The sequence below is a fragment of the Pseudomonas sp. BIGb0278 genome, from assembly GCF_024809895.1.
Classification (GTDB): domain Bacteria; phylum Pseudomonadota; class Gammaproteobacteria; order Pseudomonadales; family Pseudomonadaceae; genus Aquipseudomonas; species Aquipseudomonas shirazensis.
Genome location: NZ_JANUEL010000008.1, coordinates 168,249 through 190,348 on the forward strand (window position 1 = coordinate 168,249; position 22,100 = coordinate 190,348).

Genomic DNA, 22,100 nt, shown 5'->3' on the forward strand with positions numbered 1-22,100 from the left:
GTTGGGCGCGTTGCTCAGCCGACACGCGGCAGGGCGACGCCAATCAGCACGTCCTTGGTCACCAGTTGGCGCAGCTGCTCTTCGCTCATGTGCTCGGAGCCCGCTGGCCGCTGTGGCAGCACCAGGTAACGGCTTTCGGCGCTGGTGTCCCAAACCTTGATCACCACGTCTTCCGCCAACTCGGTGCCCAGCTCGCGCAATACCGTGCGCCCCTCGCGTACCAGCCGCGCACGGAACTCGAAGCCCTTGTACCACTCGGGCGGCAGGCCCAGCACCGGCCAGTTGGTGCAGGAGCACAGGCTGCAGACGATCACGTTTTTCAGCGTTGGGGTGTCTTCCAGGGCGACGATGTATTCGCCCTGCGGCCCGGTGAAACCGAACTGCGCGCAGGCGGCAGTGCCGTCCTTGAGCAGCAGCTCGCGGAAGGCCGGATCGACCCAGGCCTTGGCGACGATGCGCGCGCCGTTGTCCGGGCTCCAGCCGTGTTCCATCAGCTGGGTGAGCTGCTCGATGTAGCCTTCGGGGATCAGGTCTTTGTTCTTCAGCACTGCGTACAGTGCCCGTGCCCGCTCACCCGGGGTTGAGGTTGCCGTCATGGGATTACTCCTCTCGTTCAACACGGTTGTTGATCTAATTGTTGTTCGGGGCTGTGGCGCTGGTCGCTTGCGCTACAGCGTGCGCCAGTCCACCGCGCCTTCGAATGCCGCCGCCGCCTGGTAAATAGTGCCCTCGGCGTAATGCTTGCCAACCAGCATCAGCCCAACGGGCAAGCCGTCAACCAAACCGCAGGGGATGGACATGGCCGGGTGGCCGGTGATGTCCTGGGCGGCGGTATTACCTAGCATTTCCAATGCCCGCGAGACGTTCTCGGTGATCGAGCAATCCGCCGCTGGCAGCGGCTGGGCGATGATCGGCACGGTCGGCATCACCAGCAGGTCGTATTGCTCCAGCGCCTTGTCGTAACCGGCACGGGCGAAGCGGGCGATGTTCTGCGCCTTGGCGTAGTAGCGGCCGTGGTAGTGGTCGAGGCCAAACTGGCCGACCAGCATGCACAGCTTGAGCGACGGCGAGAGGGCGTTGGCCTGGGTGCGCCAGCCGACCTGTTTGTCGAGCAGGCCGACGTCGTACAGCCCCTTCCAGTTAAAGCCAGCACCGTTGCCGTGCATCATCTGCATGGTCAGGCCTTCGCAGCCGATCGGGCCCCACAATGTGCCGGCCAGGGTGTGCTCGGGCACCGAGACTTCCTCGACAACCGCCCCCAATACTTCGAACTGGGTGATGGCGCTGCGCACCGATTTGGCAACCCGCGGGTCGAGGTTGGCCAGCTCGAAGCCTTGTTTGAGGATGCCGATGCGCAGGCCGCGCACGCCACGATCAAGGTAGTGGCTGTAAGCGTCGACTTCAGGCGTGCCCTGGCGGGGATCGAGCCCATCGGCGCCGGCCATCACTTCCAGCATCAGCGCGTTGTCACGCACATTGCTGGTCATCGGGCCGACATGGTCGAAGGTCGCCTCGACCGCCATCACCCCGGTGTACGGCACCAGGCCGAAAGTCGGCTTCAGGCCATAAATGCCGCACCACGCCGCAGGAATACGCGCCGAACCGCCTTGATCGCCGCCCACCGCCAGGTCGACTTCGCCGGCCGCCACCAGCGCCGCACTGCCCGAAGACGAGCCACCGCTACTGAAGCCCGGGCGCAGAGGGTTGTGCACCGGCGCCGGGTCCGAAGTGTGGCTGGCGCCGGACAGGCAGTAGTGCTCGCAGGTGGCCTTGCCGAGGATGGTCACCCCGGCGTCGAGCAAACGGGTGACCACGGTGGCATCGAACGACGGTACATGGCCGGCCAGCGGCGCGGCGCCGTTCATCATCGGCACGCCGGCCAGGGAGATGTTGTCTTTCAGGGCAACGGTTTTACCGAGCAGCTTGCCGGCGCTGGCGCCCATCACCTCGGTGCGGTAGTACCAGGCGTTCAGCGGGTTTTCGCGGCTGGACGGGCGATAGCCGGCGGTGCGCTCGTAGCGCACCAGCGGAGTGAAGTCGGGCAGCTCGTCGACCAGGTCGTAGGCGTCCAGGCTGGGCTGCATGAGCGCCAGGTATTCGCTGGCTTGCTCGGGTGTCAGCTGCAGATGCAGGCGCGCGGCGAGGGCCTGCAGTTGTTCGAGCGTCGGGCGGGTGATGGCCATGGTGTGTCCTGTTTCCGATGCCAGGCCTCAGGGCCTGGCAAATGGCTGTGCGAGAGGCCCGCCGCGGCTGGGCCTGCTACTAAGCTAGCGCCAGCGCGCGGCCGGCACTTGGTTGAGCAGGACAGTCGCTTGGTTGAGAAGGACTGCCTGCGCCAGGCGCTGAGCCTCATCTATGTGGCCGAGCGGTGTTACGACTCGAGCTTGGGTACTGCGGCCTGTGCCGCCGCTTCGCCACGTGCGGGCCAGACCACGCCGACGCTCTTCATGCCCTTGGCTGGGTCCATCTCAGGGTTGGCCAGGACCACGTCGCGGTAGGACGGGCTGCCGATCACCGCAGGTTTGAACTTGACCAGAAAATCGTTGACCTCCTTGCGCAGCTCCGGCGCCAGGTCGTAGTCGTTGTAGCACTCCTCCAGGCAATCCAGCGTGGCTTGCCAGTGCACCTCGGTCAGGCCCATGCCGCGGTGTGCGGTAACCATGTCGCGACCGCGGTACTTGGCGCTGCCACCCCAGTGCTGGGAGAGGAAGTCGACAAAGTTGATGTGCTCTTTCTGGAAGGTCGACTCGGACATATGCGCCCAGATATGGCCAATGGCCGGGTGGCCCATGGTCTTGCGCAATACCGCGCCGGCGAACTGGTAGATCACGTCGTAGCCGCCCAGGCGGGTGTACAGCGAAGGTTGTTGTTCGGTAGAGGCGTTTTGGTCAGTCATGTGAATGCTCCATTTCAGCTGAGGATCGGCAGACGGTTAAAAGACCCGGGCGTACCTGAGGTTCAGGCGGAAGTTTTCTTTCGGGCCGTTTTCTACCGCGAGGTCACGCCCCAGTTGCATCTGCAGCTGGTCCTGAGCGGTAAAGAACTTGGTCGCGGTGACGCGGAAGTTGGTGGTCTCGCCGCGGTCGTCCTGGTTGCTGCCGTCGACTTTGTTTTCGCCACCCCAGGTGTGGCCAAAACCAAGGGCCAGGGACGTGCCCGGGTCGATGATGTAGCGCCCCATCAACTGCGCTGCGTAGGACGTATCCTGTTCACGCCGGACCGAGTTGGCGCCGAAGTCGTCGTTGTCGCCGTACCAGATCGCATCACCCACCAAGTCAACTGCCCACTTCTCACCGAAGTGCTTGATGTACGCCGCCTGCAAGTCGACCTTCCAGCGGTTTTCGCCCAGGTTGAGCCCGTCTTTGCGGTCGTAGTTGCCCGTCGGCGCGACCAGATAAACCGTGGCGCCGACCGTGTCGTTGGCTTCGTTGAGGCGGTACTTGAGCGGCGCGGTCAGGGTCAGGTCACCGATACCGCTGGCGCTGCCCAGGGCCGAAGCGTCACCGCCGCTGGAGACATGGCCGAACGGCAACAGAAACTGCGGCTCGATGGTCAGTCGGTCGGTCAATTTGTACACATGCAGCAAACGCAAGATGCCGACATTGGAGGTCAAGTTGAAGTCCGAGCTGGCCTTGTGACCCTGGGCGTAAAGGCTGTCGGTGGTGGAGTGCTGGTAATAGACCACACCAATGGTTGCACCCACCGGCAGCACTTCATAATCCCCCGGCGCAACTTCAACCGCTTGGGCAGACAGGCACGGTGAGGCCACCGCGAGCATCAGGTAACGGAGCTGTTTCATGGACCAAGTCCTTATTTTGAGCCCAAATTCGGGCAAAAAGAGCCCCGCTGCCGTAATAACGGCAGGTGCAGGGCTAAACGTGGAGTTCGTTGTTAGTTGGTGTTTACTTGTGCGTCACGCAACATGCCCGTGTGCGGGTGGCAGTTGATGTATTCGAACACCTGGCTGCTCGCATCCGACACCGACACTTCGTGGTACAGGCGCAACTTCTGCAGCCCCGCCGCCACCCGGAAGAAGGTCACGAAGATGCGTAAGTGAGTCGGGTGTGATTCCGCCCAGCGCTCGAGTTTTTCCACCGAGCGCCAGTGGCCGATGTTGTAACTCATGTCGAGGAAGTTGCCGTCCGCATCGATATTGCGCACGAAGCGATTGCTGTAACAGCCCAACGGCTGGCCGTTATCGCGCAAGAAGTCCATGCCGTCCTGCAAGGTCGGCAAGATCTCATCCAGATACAACGAACGCTCCGCCGCCTCCGCCGCGGCCCAGTCCTGGCCCGAGCGAATCAACGCGATATTGTCGTGGCCGACCACCACCACCCGACCGCCCTTGGCCGGGTCGCCAGACACCACCCGCAGCTCGCCGTTGGGGTTCATCCAGTCGGTTTGCGACACCGGGAAACGGTCGCGCATCGAGCCCCAGTAACCGTGCTCTTCGATCTCCCCACTGGTGTTGTCCATCACCGCGCCAACGCCCGGCAAGTCGCTCTGAAACGCATACAACGTCTCGAACTGCTCTGCCCGCGGCGCAGAGATCTCACGGTAATAACCCAGGCCGTCGTTCAAGCGCTGCGGCGAACTCCACCAACCCTCCACCTCGGCCGAACGCATCCAGCGGCAGTAAGCGCCGGCGTCCTTCCAGTAGCCGACAATCATCAGGTTGTCGTAGCCGCTGTTGTCGGTGTGGTGAGTCAAGTCGTGGGTCAGCGGGCCGTCGGCCAGGCTGAAGCTGGCAACGATGTCACGCATCGCCTGCAAGGCCTGCTCACGCTGGCCGTCACCTTTGTATTGCACGCCCAGGTAAGCCATCACCACCTGAGTCAACTGCTCATCAGCGCGGCCCACCCACATCGGGAAGGGCGGCTGGTAATCATCAGGCACCCGGCGCGACAACGTGCGCGGGCACTTGAGGTGTTTGTCGATTGCAGACTCCATCACAGGCTCCTCATTATTTTAATTTCAGGCACACGCTCAGTATTCAGGGTCATTGCTTTCAAACGCTCCGTACTCCTCCGAACAGCAGCCCCGTTGGACGCGGTCCGTGTAGGAGCGGCCTTGTGTCGCGAAAGGGCTGCAAAGCAGCCCCCAACCCACGCAAACCAGACCCAATTTTTCGCTTTCAAAGCGATGGCATTAAGCAAGCCCCTCCCCAACCGAGCCCGCACCGCACATCCCCCCCACTCAAGCACCCAAGACAAAAACTCCTCAGGCGCCAGGTCACGCATATGCAGCCACCTCAACTCATCTGCCACCTGCTGTTGTTGTTCGAATCGCATGGGCTCACCTCATCGGCACGGTTTGCTGATTTGCCGTAAGGTCAAAGTTAGGCAGGACTCACCAGCCCCGCTTTGTTCGCAAGGACAACCGTTTGGTTGGAAAAGACAGCACCAAAACACCCGCTTGAGCACGAACCAAGAGGGTGCAGCGCACCACGTAAAACAGGACTTTTGCCCTGAAATGGGGAGAGAAGTTGAGGCTGTTAACAGCCACACGTTTGCGCAATCACGCACTAGACACTCTCGCGCCAACACAACCCGCTGGCGTGTTTATTGCCTGTACCACCGGCGGTAACAGTGCCCCGTTTTCTCCCGTTGTTGCATCAAGGTGAGCGCCATCATGGCTGAGACCAACCAGTATTCCACCCTTGCCGTTTCACCCGCTCGCCGCTTTGATTACTGGCGAGAAGTGGTCTGCCACCATTGCCTGTCGGCAGACAGCAAACCCTCGTCCCAGAGCGATTTCGAAGGTGCGCTGCAGGTCAACGGAATTGGCCCCCTGGACATCACCACGCTGTCGTCGCCGCTGCACCACTGGGTGCGCTCCGAGCAGCATTTGCGCAGCGACCCCGCCGAAGACATCTGGCTCGGATTCACCCACGGCGGCTACGGCGAAATCGAACAACACACCCGCAAAGCCAGCCTCAGCGCCGGCAATTTGTTTCTTTACGACGCAACCCAACCCTTCCGCTTCAGCCTTGGTGGTACCGAAAACCACCTGATCCGCATCCCCCGACCACTGCTCGCCCAACGCGTGCCCCGCATCGGCGACTTCACCGCACTGGTGCTCGACGAAGCCCGCCCCGGCGTGATCCCGCTGCGGCAGATGATCGGCCAGGCGGCCAGCTCAGTCGCGCTGCTGCAGGATGAAGGCATCTCCCGGCGCTACTCCAACACCATCATTGATTTGCTGGTGCTCAGCCTGGAGCTGCAGGACCTGAAGACCACCCATCAAGAGCTGGATTTGTATGGGCGGATCATGAACTACATACAGCGGCATTTGACTGAGCCGGAGTTGTCGATTGAGACGATTGCCGTAGCGCATCATGTGTCCACGCGGACGGTGACACGGGCGTTTGCTCGGCATCAGAAGTCGCCGGTGGCGGAGATTTGGAAGGAACGGCTGAATGCTAGCCGGGCGGCGATTGAGTGTGGGCAGGTTAGGAGTGTGTCGCAGGCGGCGTTGGAGTTTGGGTTTTCGGATTTTTCGCATTTTAGTCATGCGTTTCGGAAGGCGTTTGGGGTGGCGCCGCATACTTTGTTGCGGCGCAATGGCGCCTGAGCCGGAAGATTGCGGTTGGCGCTAAGTAGCAGCGTCTATATCGTATTTACCCAATGGCCGCGCAGCATTGCCTTGAGCTCATCAATGCTCAAAGTCATCTCCCGTTTGCGATGGACCACTGCGTGGCAGTTGGCGCAGAGGGGCACAAGGTCAGTTTCTGGGTTAACAGCTTTTTCGCCACCAAAGTCCGAAATCGGTACGACATGGTGGATATGAATGAAGCCTTTGGCGTGTTCCCCGTAGGCATCCTCGAAATTAAATCCGCACGCTTTGCACTCAAGACCATGGATGGCGATCGCCTTCAGCCTCAGATCTTTTCGGCGTTCATAGCGAGTGCCGAAGTAGCTCTGCTTGCTCCCCTCGTTGGCTGATTCGAAGATCAGGGGGTCGCTTTCTGTGTTGGCTTCTGAGGCCTGATCAGTCGAGACCGCCCCAAATTTGGCGTGATGCAGAATGGCATCGTAGTCAGCAGCGGAGATTGGCCGAACACCGTCTCGCCAGTAATTTTTCAGGCGATTGGAGGGGATGGTTTCGAGGTATTCACCGCCCACCTTTGCTGTAACGGGTTGCTCGAATGGAGTGAAACCCTCGATCAACGCAAACAGGTCGCCTTTTGTGCTGCCTTTATCGGGGTACACCTTGCCGATACGCGCCTTGGCAAAGTAGTGCGGAGCGTTGCTGAGACGAGCGGAAGCGAAGGCTTTATCTTGAATGCGTCCTTTGTAATAGATCACGTCCGTGCCCTGGGCCAGCCAGTTCTGGTAACGCTTAGGGAAGTGGTAAACCGCACCAGTCTGGTCTTCCCACTGCGATGTGTCGTTCTCGACGATGACGACCGGCATTCCATTTCCTCTAGGCTGATGGCAAAAAGCCTATCAAAAAGAGGAATCTTCCTACAGGATTTTCAGGCGAACTTGTAGTCGCTCCCGCAGCGACGCCTGCCGCAATTGTCGGCAACCTTTCTGCCCGCTACTGTGTAGCGCTAAGCAAACCTCTGAGGACTCCACGCGTGCCGATCAAAACAGACATCTGGACGGTCGACCTGATGCCCAACAAGCTGCGCCCAAGTCGATTGCCCAGCGAGCTGCTGTTGGAGGAGATGATCATCAACTCGCCAAGCATCCTCTCTGAAGAGTGGATGCTGATCGGTAGGCAAGAAAGCACCGGCATGGGCGGACGCATCGACCTGCTAGCGATTGCCCCGGACGGCAGCCTTGTGCTGATTGAGCTCAAACGCGATCGCACCCCCCGCGAGGTTGTTGCTCAAGCGCTTGATTACGCCGTCTGGGTTGAGGGCCTACGAGAAAACGAAATCGCCGCGATCTATCAACGCTTCCGCCCGGGACATAGCCTGTATGCAGACTTTCTCACGCGCTTTGGACGTGCTTTAGACGATGACGATTTGAATCAAAGCCACCAGCTGATCATCGTCGCCACCGAACTGGACGCCAGCAGCGAACGCATTGTGGAATACCTCAGCAAGCGAGACATCCCAATTAACGTACTCTGCTTCCAAGTTTTCCAGATGGGCGAGCAGCAGTTATTGAGTCGGTCTTGGCTGCTCGATCCTGTTCAAACTCAAGTCAATGCGGTGACCACTAGCGAGGGGCATAGCGAGCCTTGGAATGGGGAGTTCTACTGCTCATTTGGCGACTCCGCCTCACGCTCATGGACTGATGCGGTCGAGTTCGGCTTTATCTCTGGTGGTGGAGGAGCGTGGTACAGCAAGACTCTGCAGCTCCTGTCTCCAGGCGACCGTGTCTGGGTGAACATCCCATCGCAAGGGTATGTGGGCGTCGGCCTTGTTACCGGCACGTCTACACCTGCTAAAGATTTCACGGTGCTGCAAAACGGGGAGGAGCGGCCAGTGCTGGAAGCGGCGACACGTGCTCAGTATCACGCGGAGTATGCTGATGACCCGGAGCGCTGTGACTACTTCGTGCCGGTTAAATGGCTGCAGACTGTACCGACTGGGCAAGCGGTGCGGGAGATTGGGATGTTTGGGAATCAGAATACGGTGTGCAGGCCGACTACGCCGAAGTGGCGTTGGACGATTGAGCGGTTAAAGCAACGGTTTCCAGGCTTTGATAGCGCGGCTGCAGATGCCGCAGTACCGGAGCATGGAGGTTGACGTCTGGGCAGCAGGTCGCCTGCGTAGTAATCGTCACATGAGCTGGGGGATTTCCCCCCAGCTACATCGCGATGCACAGCACCAATAGGGCAGGGCGGGAATAATGTAGCCATGCCATGCCCAGCTAGGTTTGAAGCTATCTCCTCAGCCGCACATACTCTTAATTACTCAAAGCCTAAACACACTCACCTGCCTGTGCAGGCCCTGCGCCAACTGCTGCAATGTGCCAGCAGTTTCGGTGGTCTGCTCCACCGCCTGGCTATTCTGCTGTGACATCTGCGCAATCCGTTCAACATTGCGAGCCACGTCCTGGCTGGCTGCAGTCTGTTCACGCAGGGCCAGAGAGATCTGATCAACCATGCGAACCACGTCACCCGAAGACTGACGAATGCCGACGATCGCATCACCCGCTCGTTGCGCCATATCGACGCCGCCTTTCACCTGGGTAACACCGACCTCCATCTGTTGCACAGCATCACGAGTACCCAGTTGAATCCTTTTCACCATCTCGGTGATCTCTTGGGTCGAGTTGCCGGTGCGCTGTGCCAACAAGCGGACTTCGTCGGCGACGACAGCAAACCCGCGACCCTGCTCGCCCGCTCGAGCGGCTTCAATCGCGGCATTTAGTGCAAGCAGGTTGGTCTGGTCCGCAATGCTTTTAATCACACTGACGATGCTGCTGATTTGCTCAGCATGATTGTCGAGGTCGCTGATTTGCGATGCTGAGGCCTCTACGGTTTGCGCGATGAGGTTCATGCGCTCCAGGGTCTCTTGAATGACGCTGCCGCCTTCACTGGACTGGCGGCCTGACTCGCTGGACTGGGCATGCGCTTCGACAGCATTGTCGGAAACGTGGTTTATGCTCACCGTCAGTTCCTCAACGGTGGCAGCCATTGACGACGCCGAGTGTGATTGCTCTTGAACTGAGGTCGACAGCTGCAGCGATGCGGTCGAGATATTGTCGGCTGCACCCACCAGTTGTTCCGCGCTGATGCCAATCTCGCGAATCATGGCGCGTAGGCGGTCTTGCATGGCCTGGAAGGCGTGTTGAAGCGTACTCACTTCGTCGTTGCCTGCAACTTCAATCTTGTTGTCCAAGCGCCCATCAGCAATGTTGCGAGCGAGGGTGACCGCTTGGCTCAAGCGTCCGGTAATGGTCTTGGTGAGCAGCGTTGCTATCAGTATTGCCAGGATCGCTGCGGCCAACCCTCCCACTACCAGAATGGTAAAAGCCGTGGATTTGGAGTCGTCCATGAGGATGCTGCGTTCTTCTTGCAGCGCTTTTTCTGCATCTTGAAACTCGGTGATGACTGCGCGCATTGCATCCATCTTGGCTTTGGCTTGCCCTGAGCTGATTTGGCTGATGAGGGTGGTCAGCGGGGCGCGATCAGCGTTGATTTCTCGGCGTAGGGTGATGGCGCTCTGCATGTCCTGCTGCAGCCACTGCTGGTAAACCGCTTGCAGGCGATCCAGCCGTGCTTGTTGCTCTGGGTTGTCCTGAGTCGCTTTTTTGACCTGCGCAACCGAGTTGGCGAAGGTCGCTTCACCTTTCAGCATCGGCTCGAGGAAGCTGTCTTGCCCCGTCAGAGCAAAGCCGCGCATGGCGGTTTCGATGTCGACGAGACTGTTCAAGATGGTGTTTGAGTGGTTGAGCACGTCGTAGCTGTGGATGTTGCGTTTGACGCTGCTGCTGACTTGGTCGAAGCCGCGTAAGGCAGAAAGCACCAGGACTGCAATGATGATCAGGACCAGACCGAAACTGGTGTACAGCTTTTTTGAAATGCTGAAATTGTCGAACATTGCGGGTGTTCCCCTCCAGGGCCTGGCTCAGTGCTACGCAGGCTGCCTCGCACAGGGCGTGCGGGAAACGGTTGCATAGTGACGTTTTGCTATCAATCCGTATGAGTGTGTTGTACAGGGAAAGTTCTTTGTACAATTTTTCTTCGTGCTGTGGATCTGATCTGCCCCTGACACGTGCTTGGTTTGGTCAGGGAGTTGCCGTGGCGGTGGCGGAGACGAGAGGGAAGGGAGGGGGGCGAGCGAGGTCGAAAAATGATAGGCCGATCTGAGGCCCCTGACTGGGACTACTCAGGCACGATAGCACCTGCGATAGACGCTAAGTGCCTTTGTGTAACGCTAATTTGGTGTGCCGGGGTACGTTGAATCTGTTCGGTAGGCTATTGATTCATATGATGAATATCGGGTTGATTTTCTTCGTTGGAATACCAATCGGAATACCGTGCGACCTCTGCTTTCATTCGATCGGATCACCGATTGCATCGGAGTTGACGTGCAAGCTTCGTAACGAGGGTTGGCATCGAACTGCTCGAGACGCGACCAGCAAGAGCCACCAAACTGAAAAATTCGGTACTGCGGTCCTGGCCGTTGCGCTGTGAGGGTCAACGGAAGGTCTTTAGCTAGGCCTGTAGAGCAAAACGCAGTACATTTGCATCACATAAACTTCCGGGCCATGTCATGAAGCATCTGAAGGACGAAACTCTGTCAATTCGAACTTCGGCTGAGATCAAACAGCTGCTACGCAAAGCGGCAGAGAGGGAGCACCGTTCCATCGCCTCGATGATAGAGGTTCTGATCCTGGGCTACGCCCAGCAGCACAACTTGCAGCCAGACCAAGCCGACCACCCGACCACGCAGAGGAACGCCTGAATGGCTGCTGCCAAGGAAGCGCAAGCGCGTATCAAAATCAACAAGCTTCTGGAGGCTGCCGGCTGGCGCTTCCTCGATGAAGGCAAAACCAAGGCAAATATCGCGCTAGAACCCAACGTCAAGCTCGACCATTCCCAAATCGACGACCTGGGTGAAAACTTCGAGTCTACCAGGAACGGCTTCGTTGACTTTCTGCTGCTCGATGACAAGGGATTCCCACTGGTGGTGCTTGAAGCCAAGTCTGAGGACAAGAATCCTCTAGTCGGTAAGGAGCAGGCCCGCAAGTACGCGAAATCGCTCAACTGCCGCTTTGTGATCCTTTCGAACGGCAACCTGCACTATTTCTGGGATCTGCAGCAAGGCAATCCGCACATCATAACGGTCTACCCGACACCGGATTCGCTAAAGAGCTACCAGAAGTTTGAGCCAGACCAGCGTCGCCTGATAGCGGAGCCTGTGGCACGGGACTACATCGTTCAGACCCAGATGCCCGGCTACGACAAAGATGCCGGATGGCTAACTGCAGGTGAGCGGCCCACTTTCATCGCCAAGAATAAGCTCCGCTTCCTGCGCGATTACCAGAAGAAGGCACTCAATGCGATCCAGGACGCTATAGCCGATGACCAGACGCGTTTCCTGTTCGAGATGGCCACTGGTACAGGCAAGACGCTGACCTCTGCTGCGGTCATCAAGCTGTTCCTGCGCACTGGTAACGCTCGCCGGGTTCTCTTTCTGGTGGATCGCCTGGAGCTTGAATACCAGGCGGCCAAAGCCTTCAAGGACTATTTGAGGAACGACTACAGCACGGTCATCTACAAGGAGCGCAAAAACGATTGGCGGAAGGCGGAAATCGTGGTCACCACTGTGCAGTCCCTTTTGTTCAATAGTAAGTACAAGCGGCTGTTCTCGCCTACCGATTTCGATTTGGTGATTTCCGATGAAGCCCACCGTTCCATCGGTGGCAATGCTCGTGCGGTGTTCGAATACTTCGTGGGCTACAAGCTGGGCCTGACTGCGACACCGCGGGACTACTTGAGGAGCTTTGATGCCAGCAAGCCCGGCACACGAGATCCACGTGAACAAGAGCGCCGCCTGCTGCTGGATACCTATCGCACCTTCGGTTGCGAATCCGGCCAGCCAACTTTCCGATACTCGCTACTGGACGGGGTCAAGGACGGCTTCCTGATCAACCCTGTGGTTGTCGATGCTCGCACCGACGTCACCACCAAGCTGCTCTCCGAACAGGGTTACGCTGTCATAGCACCTGTCAGTGAAGAGGGAGAGCAAGAGCAGAGCTTCGTATCCAAGGATTTTGAAAAGAAGTTCTTTTCCGAAGCAACCAACCGTGTGTTCTGCGAAACCCTAATCAAGAATGGCCTGCGTGATCCGGTGACCAATGAGTTCGGTAAAGGCCTGGTGTTTGCGGTCAGCCAAAACCATGCGGCCAAGCTGACGCAACTTTTGAACGAAACCGCCGACAAGTTGTGGCCCGGGAAATACCAGTCGGACTTCGCCGTGCAGGTCACTTCCAGCGTGTCCGACGCGCAGCAGTACACCCTCAATTTCACCAACAACAAATTGTTGGGATCGGCCAATTTCAACGAGCTCTACAAAACCAGCAAGGCGCGGATCTGCGTCACAGTCGGTATGATGACCACGGGCTACGACTGCCCAGACATTCTCAACTTGGCACTGATGCGTCCAGTCTACTCACCGTCCGACTTCGTGCAAATTAAGGGGCGTGGCACTCGCAAACACGACTTCCTCGAACAGCTCTTTGATGATGACCTAAAACCACTCATTGCCGAGCCAGAAAAGAAGCGTTTCAAGTTCTTCGATTTCTTTGCAAACTGTGAATACTTCGAAGATAAATTCGACTACGACGAGGTGCTCAAACTGCCGCCTCGCACGAGCGAAGGCGCTGATGGTGGTGAACCACCGCTACCACCCAGCGGCCTCTACGAGCACACGGGTGTCGACGCCATCCATCAAGTCGCCGAGCAGATCATTGGCTACGAGGGAATGAAAATTGACCGCATGTTCTTCGAGAAATTCGAGGATCAGGTCAAGGCCGACGCGACCCTGCAACAGCAGGTCGTAAACGAGCAGTGGGAACAGGCCATCGACTACGTGGTTACCTACCTGTTCGACAAACCTAACGAATATTTCAACCTCGACAAACTGCGTCGTGCAGCCGCAGTGGATCGCCGCCTGAGTCTCAAGGAAATCCTGCAGAAAATTTTCGGCATGATCCCATATTTCAAGAGCAAGGATGAGCTGCTGGAGGATGAATTCCAGGAGTTTCTGCTCGCCAACCAAAGCCGACTCTCGGAAGACCAAGGCAGCGCAGTGCTCGCCATGAAGTATTTTTTCAAGGCCTACACCACCGATGCCGCCCTACGCGCCATCATCGATGACAAGCGCTTCACCGAACTGAACGTCAATCCAGCCTTCGGCATTGGTGACCTGAAAGCAGTGCCATTAAAATGGCGCGACGGCATACCGGAGTACGTCAAAGATTACGTACCCCTGAACCAATTCATGTAATTATTGAGCAGACTAATCAACATGCTGGACACCGATACCAAGCGCCGCATTGACACCTGTCGCGACATCCTCGTCGGTAAGGTGCCTGACCCGAAGAGTCAGGTCGAGCAGATTACAATCGCGCTAATCTATAAATTTATGGACGACATGGATGCCCAAGCCGAAGAGCTTGGCGGAAAGCGTAGCTTCTTCGTCAATAGTTTCGGGCAATATGGCTGGAGCAAACTGCTTGCGCCGAACATGGGCGGCCAGGACACGCTAAACCTCTATTCTGAGGCTATTGGCAAGATGACCGAGAACACGCACTTACCTGCGCTGTTCCGCGATATTTTCAAAAACGCCTACCTGCCTTATCGCGATCCGGAAACACTGAAAGCCTTCTTGAAGGAAATCGACAGCTTCAGCTATGACCACTCCGAACGGCTGGGTGATGCCTTCGAATACCTTCTATCCGTTCTGGGCAGTCAAGGCGACGCTGGCCAGTTCCGCACACCGCGACACATCATCGACTTTATCGTGCGGGTCATCAATCCGAGGAAACACGAGCGCATACTCGACCCAGCCTGTGGCACCGCCGGTTTCCTGATCTCGGCCTGGAAGCACATCTTGGAGCAGAACCAGAAGGCTCGGCCTGGCGACCTGCTCACTCCGGACGAACGCAACAAACTTGCGGTCAATATCCACGGCTACGACATCTCTCCGGATATGGTGCGACTGTCGCTGGTCAATCTGTACCTACACGGTTTCACTGACCCGCACGTGGATGAATACGACACGCTAACCAGTGAAGACAAATGGAACGAACACTTCGACGTGATCCTAGCCAACCCGCCCTTCATGTCGCCGAAGGGCGGTATTAAGCCGCACAAACGCTTCTCCATCCAGGCCACTCGCTCGGAAGTGCTGTTCGTCGATTACATCCACGAACACCTCAGCCCAAACGGTCGCGCGGGAATCATCGTGCCCGAAGGCATCATTTTTCAGAGTAGTACTGCTTACAAGGCACTTCGTGAAGCACTGGTCAAGACGTCGCTGGTGGCCGTAGTTTCACTTCCTGCTGGCGTGTTCCAACCATACAGCGGAGTCAAAACTTCTATCCTGATCCTCGACAAGCACTTGGCCAAGCAGACTGATAAGGTGCTTTTCGTCAAGGTCAACAATGACGGGTACGGCCTAGGGGCCCAACGTCGAGCCTTAGAGCAGGACGATTTACCTGAAGCCGAGGCGGCACTGGCGGCATTCTTTAGTAACCCGACAGATTTTCATGCTTGTGACTTAGCGCACAGTGTTAGCCGAGAACAAATTTCCGGGAGCGCGGATTGGAGCCTTAGTGGCGACCGCTACCTGACGACTGAATTTCAACACGCTCATTACGAAGTGGTCGCACTTAGCGATATTTGCCAAGTCAACCCAAAAAAATCTGAAATTTCATCGCTATCTGCCGAAACTTCTGTGTCTTTCTTACCTATGCAGGATTTGGGAGAGCACACCATTTCGTTCAAGCCTCAGCAGGTTAGGATGCTTGGAGATGTACGGGAAGGGGCCTACACCTACTTCCGTGATAATGATGTTTTGATCGCCAAGGTGACTCCTTGTTTTGAGAACGGTAAAGCCGGTCTTGCCAAAGGATTAGAAAACGGTATTGGCTTTGGGTCAAGCGAGTTCTATGTCCTCCGTGCGTCCGCACGAGTTCTACCCGAATACTTGTATTACATGGTGACCTCAAATCGTTTTCACGAAACGGCCACCTCAAAAATGACCGGTACAGGCGGACTGCAGCGTGTACCCCGTGCCGTGGTTGAATCATTCCAAATCCCACTTCCCCCCATTGAAGAGCAGCGTGAAGTCGTTGCCGAAATTGAACGCTACCAGCAGCGAATCGAGGAGCTAAAGCGAGAAATCGCCGAGCGCGAGCAAGACATTAAAGTCGCCATAGATCGAGTTTGGGAGGGTTGAGCATGGATGCCACTCTGGAAATCCACGACTACCTGCCGCTGGCCTATCCCTCGGCCAATGAAGGTGAGTACGTTCGCTTTGTATGGGAAGCTTTTGAAAGTAATTACCAGTCTGGCAAGTACCAATTCTCCATACTGGCATTTCACATGCTCTACATGAGCTACGTGTATTTCTCAGTATGGCAAATCAAACAGGCAAAGCCTGAAGCGTTCACGCATGCCGTGCTGTTCCAACAGAAGGAAAAGGAGCTGTTGACCGCCAGCTCCCCCTTCACGTTTAGCGAGGTCAATGAGCGTAGCATCTTCAAGTTTCTGCGCCTGGCGGGTTGCGAAAACCAGCACATTGGCAAATTCCAGAAACTGGTCGATCAGCGCAATGAGATTGCTCACCCAAACGGTAACATTTTCTTCAGCGATCAGGCCTCGGCCGACCTGCGTATCGAAGAGGTGATGCAGCAGATACGTGGTATTCAGATGCACATGACACCCGTGCTACATGGTTGCTTGCTGCAGTTTCTTCGTGACAGTGCTAACCCGGATGAGCGCGAGATCGCGGAAGGGGCAGATCACTTGGAAATGAATTTTCTGCACAAGCACTACCTCTCGCGCAAGGATATTGAAAGCTGTCTCGCCTGTGACCTGAGTGAATTCGACAGCAGCCCTTTCTTGGCCGAGGTGCAAGCACTCATACGCCTGCTCCAGGAAAAGGTGGAGGAGTGAAATGGCCGTGTTTCCCGTGTTTAACACAGACAGCTTCGAGCCCATCACGAGGGCTCCCTAGGCGCTTCCAGACCAATAGAACGGTAAGTCGATAGTAATATCGGGTGGCGTCGGAATGGTCTTTCAGGTGCTGAGTGAGAAACCAGCGCACATGCTTGAGCTGCCAGATCCAAGGATTGTCTCGCTGCCAGCGTTTTTGAATGGCCGCTTGCATGATTCGGGCTTGGCGCAGGTGGCGTTGCTGCGTGACCTTTGAACCGGTCAATACACCGCTCAGGAACAGCTCCATATCGAAGGGCTTAGTCACGCTCTGCCTCCAATGTAGGCCGACACCGCATCGAGCCGGTTGTGCCCGAGTTCAACGCTGATCTGTTGCCGCGCCTGACGATCCTGTTCGCGGTCAATGCGATAGCAGTGGCCGCCATTGACCGGGGCGGCGTGGCCTGTAAGCTGTTCGTAACGCTCGCAGGCGTAGGCTGCTCGTAGTTCATGGAAACCCTTCAGCCCGTGTTCATGCAGCTTTCCCGGGCGGGGAGTACGGTCTGATGCAGGAAACGGCATAGCTTTCGTTTCGGGCCAGCAAGTTGCGGCTATGGGGCGGCGATGCATGACGAGCAAACTGCAGTGCCGCTTTCACCGCCTCATTGGCCATGACCCATCGCGGCGCTGATGCCCCTGAACGGCCGCCTTTGGTGCCTCCCTGAATGTTGACGAGGCCCAAGTGTTCGGCTTCGCGGTGCAAGCGTGGCAGGTCAGCCAGGATTGATTCGCGCAGGCGCATGCCTCAAAAACAGTTGTGGCCCTCAAAAGAGCGGTAAACCCTTGATTTCACTGACTTCCAGGCACAAAAAAAGACGTCCGTGGACGTCTTTGTTTGATCATTTGGTGGAGCCGGGGGGATTTGAACCCCCGTCCGCCAGTACTCCGCTGTCGGTACTACATGCGTAGCCATCTCAACTAAGTTAATCCGCAGCCGCCCGAGTGGCAGGGTGCTTTGGACGAGTTGGGTAAGTTTTAGTCGCTTTGCCCCCAACGTGCTACACGACGATCCTGTTCTGTATGACAATCACTTCGGGTTTACAGGCATCCCCTAGTGATTGCTGGAGCCGAAGCTACCAGGAGAGCGGGCTCAGCTGCTTACGCAGCGAGAGCGTAACCCTCGTAGTTTTCGTCATTGGCAACTATAGAAAGTTGCAACAGTGGATTTACGAGTTCTGTTACCAACTCGGCATGCACCTAGAGTTTCGCGACCGGCGTCGAATCCTAATCGGCCCCAACTCAGCTCTAGAGCTGAGCGTGCTTTTCAGCACGCAAGGCGGAGTATACGCCTTTATGCGGACGACGTCGACTGCGGGTGCCGTCGTCCGTTTGCTGCCTGCTGCTTAGGTCCCGCTGCCGCCAGCGGTGCCGCTGCCTTTGTCGGTTTTTTCGAGACGCTGGAGCACTTTGCTGGTGATGGTGATGCATTCTTTGGTGTCGCCGCTGGCCTGGGCGGCCTTGGCTTTATCGACGTGCTCGGTCAGGGTTTTGTCGAGGCCTTCGGAGGTGGCGCCGGCGGTGGCCATGCTGTCGTCGATTTTCTGCAGGTTGATCGCGCAGAGGTCGTCGGCAGCAAACGCTGGCGAGGCCAGCAGTGTGGCAGCCGCGAAGAGAGCGGAAAGCGCAGTACCTTTCATGGGTGTCTCCTTCTGGAAGGCCTCTGGAAGGCGGGCCTGTAAAGATGGACTGCGCGGTTTCCGCGAGGGTTCAATGCAAATGCTGGCCTGCTGACATGGCTGTCGTTATTGGATCGCGTCGCGTAGGGCTTTGCCACTTTCGATGTCGGTGCCGAGGGCGCGGGCTAGAGCGCTCAGGTAGCGGGCGGCTTCGAGGGCGACGGGGTCGTCGTTTTTGTCGGCTTGCTGGGTGAGGTGGCGGACCATGCTCAGTAGCGCGGACAGTTCCTGAAAGGCGCGCTCGACGTGAACGCCGGGCTTGATGCGGTAGAGGTCGTGGCAGGTTTCGGTGCCGACGGTGGTCCAGCTGTCGAGGTCGTGGGTCATTGCGGCGCTCCTGCTTCTGCGGTCGCTCGGCGCATCACGTGTTCGACCAGGGCGCGGGCGGTTTCGGCGGCGTGGGCGGCGTTGCTGAGCATGTTCAGGCCAGGCTCGCCGGCGTGATGGCGGCAGTGCTCGTCGATGGTCTCGATTACACCGCGTAGCAGTTCGCTGGAATGGGCGAGCGCGTCGGGCGTGGGCAGGTCATTGTGGAGCGAGAAGAAGGGGTTATTGAGCATTCTGAAGCGGGGTGGATCAGGGACTAATTTCTTCATGGCGTGACTCCTACGTTACACAGGAGCTACCTCCCACAATCCCTCTCACAAGATAAAGGTGGCAGCGGTACGTGGGGTGAGAGACCGGCAACATAGGAAACCCGGCCAGGCCGAAGCCTGCCCACGCACAGCTGCCATAGCGGAGCTGCGGTTGTTACCCATGGCGGGCTCTCACACCCAGATCGCCCAAAAAGACGACCCGAGGAAATTAGCCCTGATGGCCAAGATCAACAACAGCGAAACGGCGTTAGCGCTCGTAGGATAATTCCCAAGAGCGCCGATTTAGAAGCATTTGGTTTCAGGTTCGGAAATGTCCTACGGAAAACCCGCAACCGGACACCGCCAAAGCCAAACTCAGATCACCCGCGCGCGAGTCACCCGATCCACCAGATAAACCAACCCGTGATAGTCGATCCCGCTGTTGCTCGACAGCCCGATTTCACACGTGCGACTGGTCGAAATCCCCTCGCTGCAGTACTGCACCGCATCCTTCAAACTGCGCAGCGCATGGCTGTTCAGCTCCGGCGTGGTAAAGCCCTTGTCGCCGGCAAAACCACAGCAATGAATCCCCTCGGGGATCACCACCTGCTTGCTGCAACGCCGTGCCAGGTCAATCAGCGCCTGGCTTTCACCGAGGTGCTGGGTGCTGCAGGTCACGTGCACGGCCACCGGCTCCTCCTGCGGGGTGAACTCCAGCCGGTCGACCAGGAAGGTGCGGATGAAGCGCACCGGGTCGTACAGGTCGAGCCGGGTTTCGCCAAGGTCCTGCACCAGGCGCAATGTGCACGGGCTGGTGTCGCAGTACACCGGGTCGAGGCCGCCGCGGGTGGCCAGCAGCAGGGCGTTGATCAGCTCCTGGCGCTTGTGTTCGGCCTGCTCGGCGTAACCTTTTGACGCAAATGGCTGGCCGCAGCAGAGGCTGTCGGCGTTTTCGGGGAATACCACCTGGTAACCGGCTTTTTCCAGCAGGCGTTGGGTTTTGTCCAGCAGCGAGCTTTGTTCGCGATCGGCGTAGGCCGGGCCCATCACCCGCGACACGCAGGCGGCGAGGTACACCACGCGGGGGCGGGCGTCGTTACTGGCCGGGCCGAAGTCGATGGCGCGCAGCGGTTGCGGCATGGCGCTGGTCCACTGCGGCAGGCGGCCGTTGCTGGCTTTGCTTAATGAGGCGCTGAGACGTGCGAGGCGCGGCGCACCGAGCAGTTTGCGGGCGCCGTTGGCGGCGGCGAGGGTGAAGCGGGCGCCGCGCAGGGTGGCCTGGAAGTGTTCGGCCAGCCAGTCGGCGGTTTTGCCGTGGTCGGCGGCCTGGCCACGCAGCTTTTTCACCAGCTCGCCGGTGTTGATGCCGACCGGGCAGCGCTGGGCGCACAGGCCGGTGGCGGCGCAGGTGTCGATGCCCTGGTACTGGAAGTCGCGCAGCAGCTCGCGCACGTCTTCGCCGGCGCGCTTTTTCGCTTGAATGTCGCGCCACATGACGATGCGCTGGCGGGGGCTGAGGGTCAGGCCTTTGGACGGGCACACCGGTTCGCAGAAACCGCACTCGATGCACTTGTCGACGATTTCGTCGGCGGCGGGCAGCGGTTTGAGGTTTTTCAGGTGGATGTCCGGGTCTTCGCTGAGCACCACGTCAGGGTTGAGGATGCCGTTGGGGTCGAGCAGGCGCTTGAGCTGCCACATCAGTTGGTAGGCGTCTTTGCCCCATTCCAGCTCGACGAAGGGCGCCATGTTGCGGCCGGTGCCGTGCTCGGCCTTGAGCGAGCCGCCGAACTCGACGGCGACCAGTTGCGCGACGTCGTCCATGAAGGCCTGGTAGCGGGCGACTTCGGCGGCGTTGTTGAAGCCTTGGGTGAAGACGAAGTGCAGGTTGCCTTCCAGGGCGTGGCCGAAAATGATCGCCTCGGCGTAGCCGTGTTTGTCGAACAACTGGATCAGGCGGTTGACGCCTTCGGCGAGGACTTCGACGGGGAAGGTGACGTCTTCGATGATCACTGTAGTCCCGGTCTGACGCACGGCGCCGACGGCGGGGAAGGTGTCTTTGCGGATTTTCCACAGCAGGTTGTACACGGTCGGGTCTTCGCTGAAGTCGACCTTCTGCTCCAGCGGGAACTCGGCGATCGACGCCATGATCAGCTCGAGTTGCTCGTGCAGCAGCGTCTGGCTGGCGGCGCGGGACTCGATCAGCAGGGCGCAGGCGTTGTCCGACAGGGCGCGGACCCACACCGGCATGCCGGGTTTATCTTGGACCGAGCGCAGGCTGCGGCGGTCGAGCAGTTCGACGGCGGACACCGGCTGGCTCTTGAGCACGGTGACTGCCTTGCAGCAGCTTTCTACGGTGGGGAAGACGATCAGCGCCGAGGCTTTGTGCGGGTGGTCGAGCACGGTGTCGTAGGTCACGGCGCTGATAAAGCCGAGGGTGCCTTCGGAGCCGACCAGCAGGTGCTGGAGAATGTCGAGCGGCTGGTCGTAGTCGATCAGGGCATTGAGCGACAGGCCGGTGGTGTTTTTCAGGCGGTACTTGTGGCGGATTCGCGCAGCCAGTTCAGTATTGGCGCGGGTCTCCTGGCCGAGTCGGGCCAGCTCGGCGAGCAGGGCGCCGTGGCTTTGCTCGAAGGCTGCCACGCTGGCGGGGTCTTCACTGTCGAGGCGGGTGCCGTCGGCCAGCACCAGGCGCAGGCCGGCGAGGGTGTGGTAGGTGTTTTGCGCGGTGCCGCAGCACATGCCGCTGGCATTGTTGGCGACGATGCCGCCGATCTTGCAGGCGTTGATCGAGGCCGGGTCGGGGCCGATCTTGCGCCCGAACGGGGCCAGCCAAGCGTTGGCCTGGGCGCCGATGACGCCGGGTTGCACGCGGATCTGCTCGCCCTGGCGGCGGATTTCTTTGCCGTTCCAGCTGTCACCGAGCACGATCAATACCGAGTCGCTGAGGGCCTGGCCAGACAGGCTGGTGCCGGCGGCGCGGAAGGTCACCGGCACGCGTTCGCGCTGGGCCAGTTGCAGCAGGCCGACCACTTCGTCTTCTGATTCGACGCGCACTACCAGCTGGGGGATCAGCCGGTAAAAGCTGGCGTCGGTGCCAAAGGCCAGGGTCGAGGTCGGGTCGCTGAAGCGGCGGTTGGCGGGGATCAGGCGCTCGGCATCTCTGAGGAACGCGGCAGGCAGGCTCATGCAATCTCCTCGCGGGGCCGTCGCATCTGTG

General features: G+C 58.6%; 17 protein-coding genes, 1 other RNA gene and 2 pseudogenes. 6 read left to right on the forward strand and 14 right to left on the reverse strand.

The window, feature by feature from the left end:
* Window positions 1-14: 14 nt before the first annotated feature.
* The 5 genes from nthA to M2396_RS22580 all read right to left on the reverse strand — a co-directional run bounded on the left by nthA (window position 15) and on the right by M2396_RS22580 (window position 4,950).
* Entirely contained in the window at window positions 15-596 is a 582-nt protein-coding gene (gene nthA, locus M2396_RS22560; RefSeq protein ID WP_259078844.1) for a nitrile hydratase subunit alpha, read from the reverse strand.
* A 72-nt stretch (window positions 597-668) separates the two neighbouring features.
* A complete protein-coding gene (locus tag M2396_RS22565; RefSeq protein ID WP_259078845.1) occupies window positions 669-2,183 on the reverse strand; it encodes an amidase in 1,515 nt (504 codons plus the stop codon).
* 188 nt (window positions 2,184-2,371) lie between these two features.
* A complete protein-coding gene (locus M2396_RS22570; RefSeq protein ID WP_150571254.1) occupies window positions 2,372-2,896 on the reverse strand; it encodes a group 1 truncated hemoglobin in 525 nt (174 codons plus the stop codon).
* Window positions 2,897-2,932: 36 nt separating this feature from the next.
* A complete protein-coding gene (locus M2396_RS22575) occupies window positions 2,933-3,799 on the reverse strand; it encodes a transporter (RefSeq protein ID WP_259078846.1) in 867 nt (288 codons plus the stop codon).
* A gap of 92 nt (window positions 3,800-3,891) precedes the next feature.
* Entirely contained in the window at window positions 3,892-4,950 is a 1,059-nt protein-coding gene (locus M2396_RS22580) for a phenylacetaldoxime dehydratase family protein (protein ID WP_259078847.1), read from the reverse strand.
* A gap of 681 nt (window positions 4,951-5,631) precedes the next feature.
* On the opposite strand from M2396_RS22580, the gene M2396_RS22585 reads away from it, so the two are divergent.
* Window positions 5,632-6,573 (forward strand): helix-turn-helix domain-containing protein, encoded by a 942-nt coding sequence (locus M2396_RS22585; RefSeq protein ID WP_259078848.1) that lies wholly within the window; start codon window positions 5,632-5,634, stop codon window positions 6,571-6,573.
* A gap of 35 nt (window positions 6,574-6,608) precedes the next feature.
* On the opposite strand, the gene M2396_RS22590 is transcribed toward M2396_RS22585, so the two are convergent.
* On the reverse strand, window positions 6,609-7,415 hold the full coding sequence (locus M2396_RS22590; RefSeq protein WP_259078849.1) for an HNH endonuclease: 807 nt from the start codon (window positions 7,413-7,415) through the stop codon (window positions 6,609-6,611).
* A gap of 167 nt (window positions 7,416-7,582) precedes the next feature.
* Here M2396_RS22590 and M2396_RS22595 point away from each other — a divergent pair, with 167 nt between their 5' ends.
* A complete protein-coding gene (locus M2396_RS22595; protein ID WP_259078851.1) occupies window positions 7,583-8,704 on the forward strand; it encodes an endonuclease NucS domain-containing protein in 1,122 nt (373 codons plus the stop codon).
* 168 nt (window positions 8,705-8,872) lie between these two features.
* On the opposite strand, the gene M2396_RS22600 is transcribed toward M2396_RS22595, so the two are convergent.
* Window positions 8,873-10,504 carry a methyl-accepting chemotaxis protein gene (locus M2396_RS22600; RefSeq protein WP_259078852.1) on the reverse strand — a complete coding sequence of 544 codons (1,632 nt, stop codon included), beginning with the start codon at window positions 10,502-10,504 and terminating at the stop codon, window positions 8,873-8,875.
* Window positions 10,505-11,371: 867 nt separating this feature from the next.
* On the opposite strand from M2396_RS22600, the pseudogene M2396_RS24435 reads away from it, so the two are divergent.
* The 4 genes and pseudogenes from M2396_RS24435 to M2396_RS22615 all read left to right on the forward strand — a co-directional run.
* Window positions 11,372-11,725: pseudogene (locus tag M2396_RS24435) on the forward strand (type I restriction endonuclease); the annotation flags it as partial.
* Between the two features lie 90 nt (window positions 11,726-11,815).
* The gene (locus M2396_RS22605) at window positions 11,816-13,918 is read left to right on the forward strand and encodes a DEAD/DEAH box helicase family protein (protein ID WP_409035114.1); all 2,103 of its coding nucleotides are present in this window, start codon (window positions 11,816-11,818) and stop codon (window positions 13,916-13,918) included.
* 21 nt (window positions 13,919-13,939) lie between these two features.
* Window positions 13,940-15,874 carry an N-6 DNA methylase gene (locus M2396_RS22610; RefSeq protein WP_259078854.1) on the forward strand — a complete coding sequence of 645 codons (1,935 nt, stop codon included), beginning with the start codon at window positions 13,940-13,942 and terminating at the stop codon, window positions 15,872-15,874.
* A gap of 2 nt (window positions 15,875-15,876) precedes the next feature.
* The gene (locus tag M2396_RS22615; protein WP_259078855.1) at window positions 15,877-16,593 is read left to right on the forward strand and encodes a hypothetical protein; all 717 of its coding nucleotides are present in this window, start codon (window positions 15,877-15,879) and stop codon (window positions 16,591-16,593) included.
* Here the strand turns inward: M2396_RS22615 and M2396_RS22620 are convergent.
* The 7 genes and pseudogenes from M2396_RS22620 to M2396_RS22650 form a co-directional block, all read right to left on the reverse strand.
* Window positions 16,559-16,900, reverse strand: coding sequence for a hypothetical protein (locus tag M2396_RS22620; RefSeq protein WP_259078856.1), 342 nt, complete (start codon window positions 16,898-16,900; stop codon window positions 16,559-16,561). The genes M2396_RS22615 and M2396_RS22620 overlap by 35 nt on opposite strands.
* Window positions 16,897-17,377, reverse strand: a pseudogene (locus M2396_RS22625) (integrase); the annotation flags it as partial. The pseudogene M2396_RS22625 and the gene M2396_RS22620, both read right to left, overlap by 4 nt.
* Window positions 17,378-17,476: 99 nt before the next feature.
* Window positions 17,477-17,868, reverse strand: a transfer-messenger RNA (tmRNA) gene (ssrA, locus tag M2396_RS22630).
* Between the two features lie 107 nt (window positions 17,869-17,975).
* On the reverse strand, window positions 17,976-18,269 hold the full coding sequence (locus M2396_RS22635) for a hypothetical protein (protein ID WP_101322181.1): 294 nt from the start codon (window positions 18,267-18,269) through the stop codon (window positions 17,976-17,978).
* A 105-nt stretch (window positions 18,270-18,374) separates the two neighbouring features.
* Window positions 18,375-18,635, reverse strand: a complete 261-nt coding sequence (locus tag M2396_RS22640; protein ID WP_150572266.1) for a DUF3077 domain-containing protein — start codon at window positions 18,633-18,635, stop codon at window positions 18,375-18,377.
* Window positions 18,632-18,904, reverse strand: coding sequence for a hypothetical protein (locus tag M2396_RS22645; RefSeq protein WP_259078857.1), 273 nt, complete (start codon window positions 18,902-18,904; stop codon window positions 18,632-18,634). Before M2396_RS22645 ends, M2396_RS22640 begins: the two co-directional genes overlap by 4 nt.
* Window positions 18,905-19,258: 354 nt before the next feature.
* On the reverse strand, window positions 19,259-22,069 hold the full coding sequence (locus M2396_RS22650; RefSeq protein WP_259078858.1) for an FAD-binding and (Fe-S)-binding domain-containing protein: 2,811 nt from the start codon (window positions 22,067-22,069) through the stop codon (window positions 19,259-19,261).
* Between the last annotated feature and the right edge of the window lie 31 nt (window positions 22,070-22,100).

Bases quoted from the DNA above. Each gene is read 5' to 3' on its own strand.
- M2396_RS22590 (WP_259078849.1), bottom strand. From the start codon at position 7,415: ATGCCGGTCGTCATCGTCGAGAACGACACATCGCAGTGGGAAGACCAG.
- M2396_RS22635 (WP_101322181.1), bottom strand. From the start codon at position 18,269: ATGAAAGGTACTGCGCTTTCCGCTCTCTTCGCGGCTGCCACACTGCTG.
- M2396_RS22585 (WP_259078848.1), top strand. From the start codon at position 5,632: ATGGCTGAGACCAACCAGTATTCCACCCTTGCCGTTTCACCCGCTCGC.
- M2396_RS22575 (WP_259078846.1), bottom strand. From the start codon at position 3,799: ATGAAACAGCTCCGTTACCTGATGCTCGCGGTGGCCTCACCGTGCCTG.
- M2396_RS22610 (WP_259078854.1), top strand. From the start codon at position 13,940: ATGCTGGACACCGATACCAAGCGCCGCATTGACACCTGTCGCGACATC.
- M2396_RS22650 (WP_259078858.1), bottom strand. From the start codon at position 22,069: ATGAGCCTGCCTGCCGCGTTCCTCAGAGATGCCGAGCGCCTGATCCCC.
- M2396_RS22600 (WP_259078852.1), bottom strand. From the start codon at position 10,504: ATGTTCGACAATTTCAGCATTTCAAAAAAGCTGTACACCAGTTTCGGT.
- M2396_RS22570 (WP_150571254.1), bottom strand. From the start codon at position 2,896: ATGACTGACCAAAACGCCTCTACCGAACAACAACCTTCGCTGTACACC.
- nthA (WP_259078844.1), bottom strand. From the start codon at position 596: ATGACGGCAACCTCAACCCCGGGTGAGCGGGCACGGGCACTGTACGCA.
- M2396_RS22645 (WP_259078857.1), bottom strand. From the start codon at position 18,904: ATGAAGAAATTAGTCCCTGATCCACCCCGCTTCAGAATGCTCAATAAC.
- M2396_RS22580 (WP_259078847.1), bottom strand. From the start codon at position 4,950: ATGGAGTCTGCAATCGACAAACACCTCAAGTGCCCGCGCACGTTGTCG.
- M2396_RS22640 (WP_150572266.1), bottom strand. From the start codon at position 18,635: ATGACCCACGACCTCGACAGCTGGACCACCGTCGGCACCGAAACCTGC.
- M2396_RS22565 (WP_259078845.1), bottom strand. From the start codon at position 2,183: ATGGCCATCACCCGCCCGACGCTCGAACAACTGCAGGCCCTCGCCGCG.
- M2396_RS22615 (WP_259078855.1), top strand. From the start codon at position 15,877: ATGGATGCCACTCTGGAAATCCACGACTACCTGCCGCTGGCCTATCCC.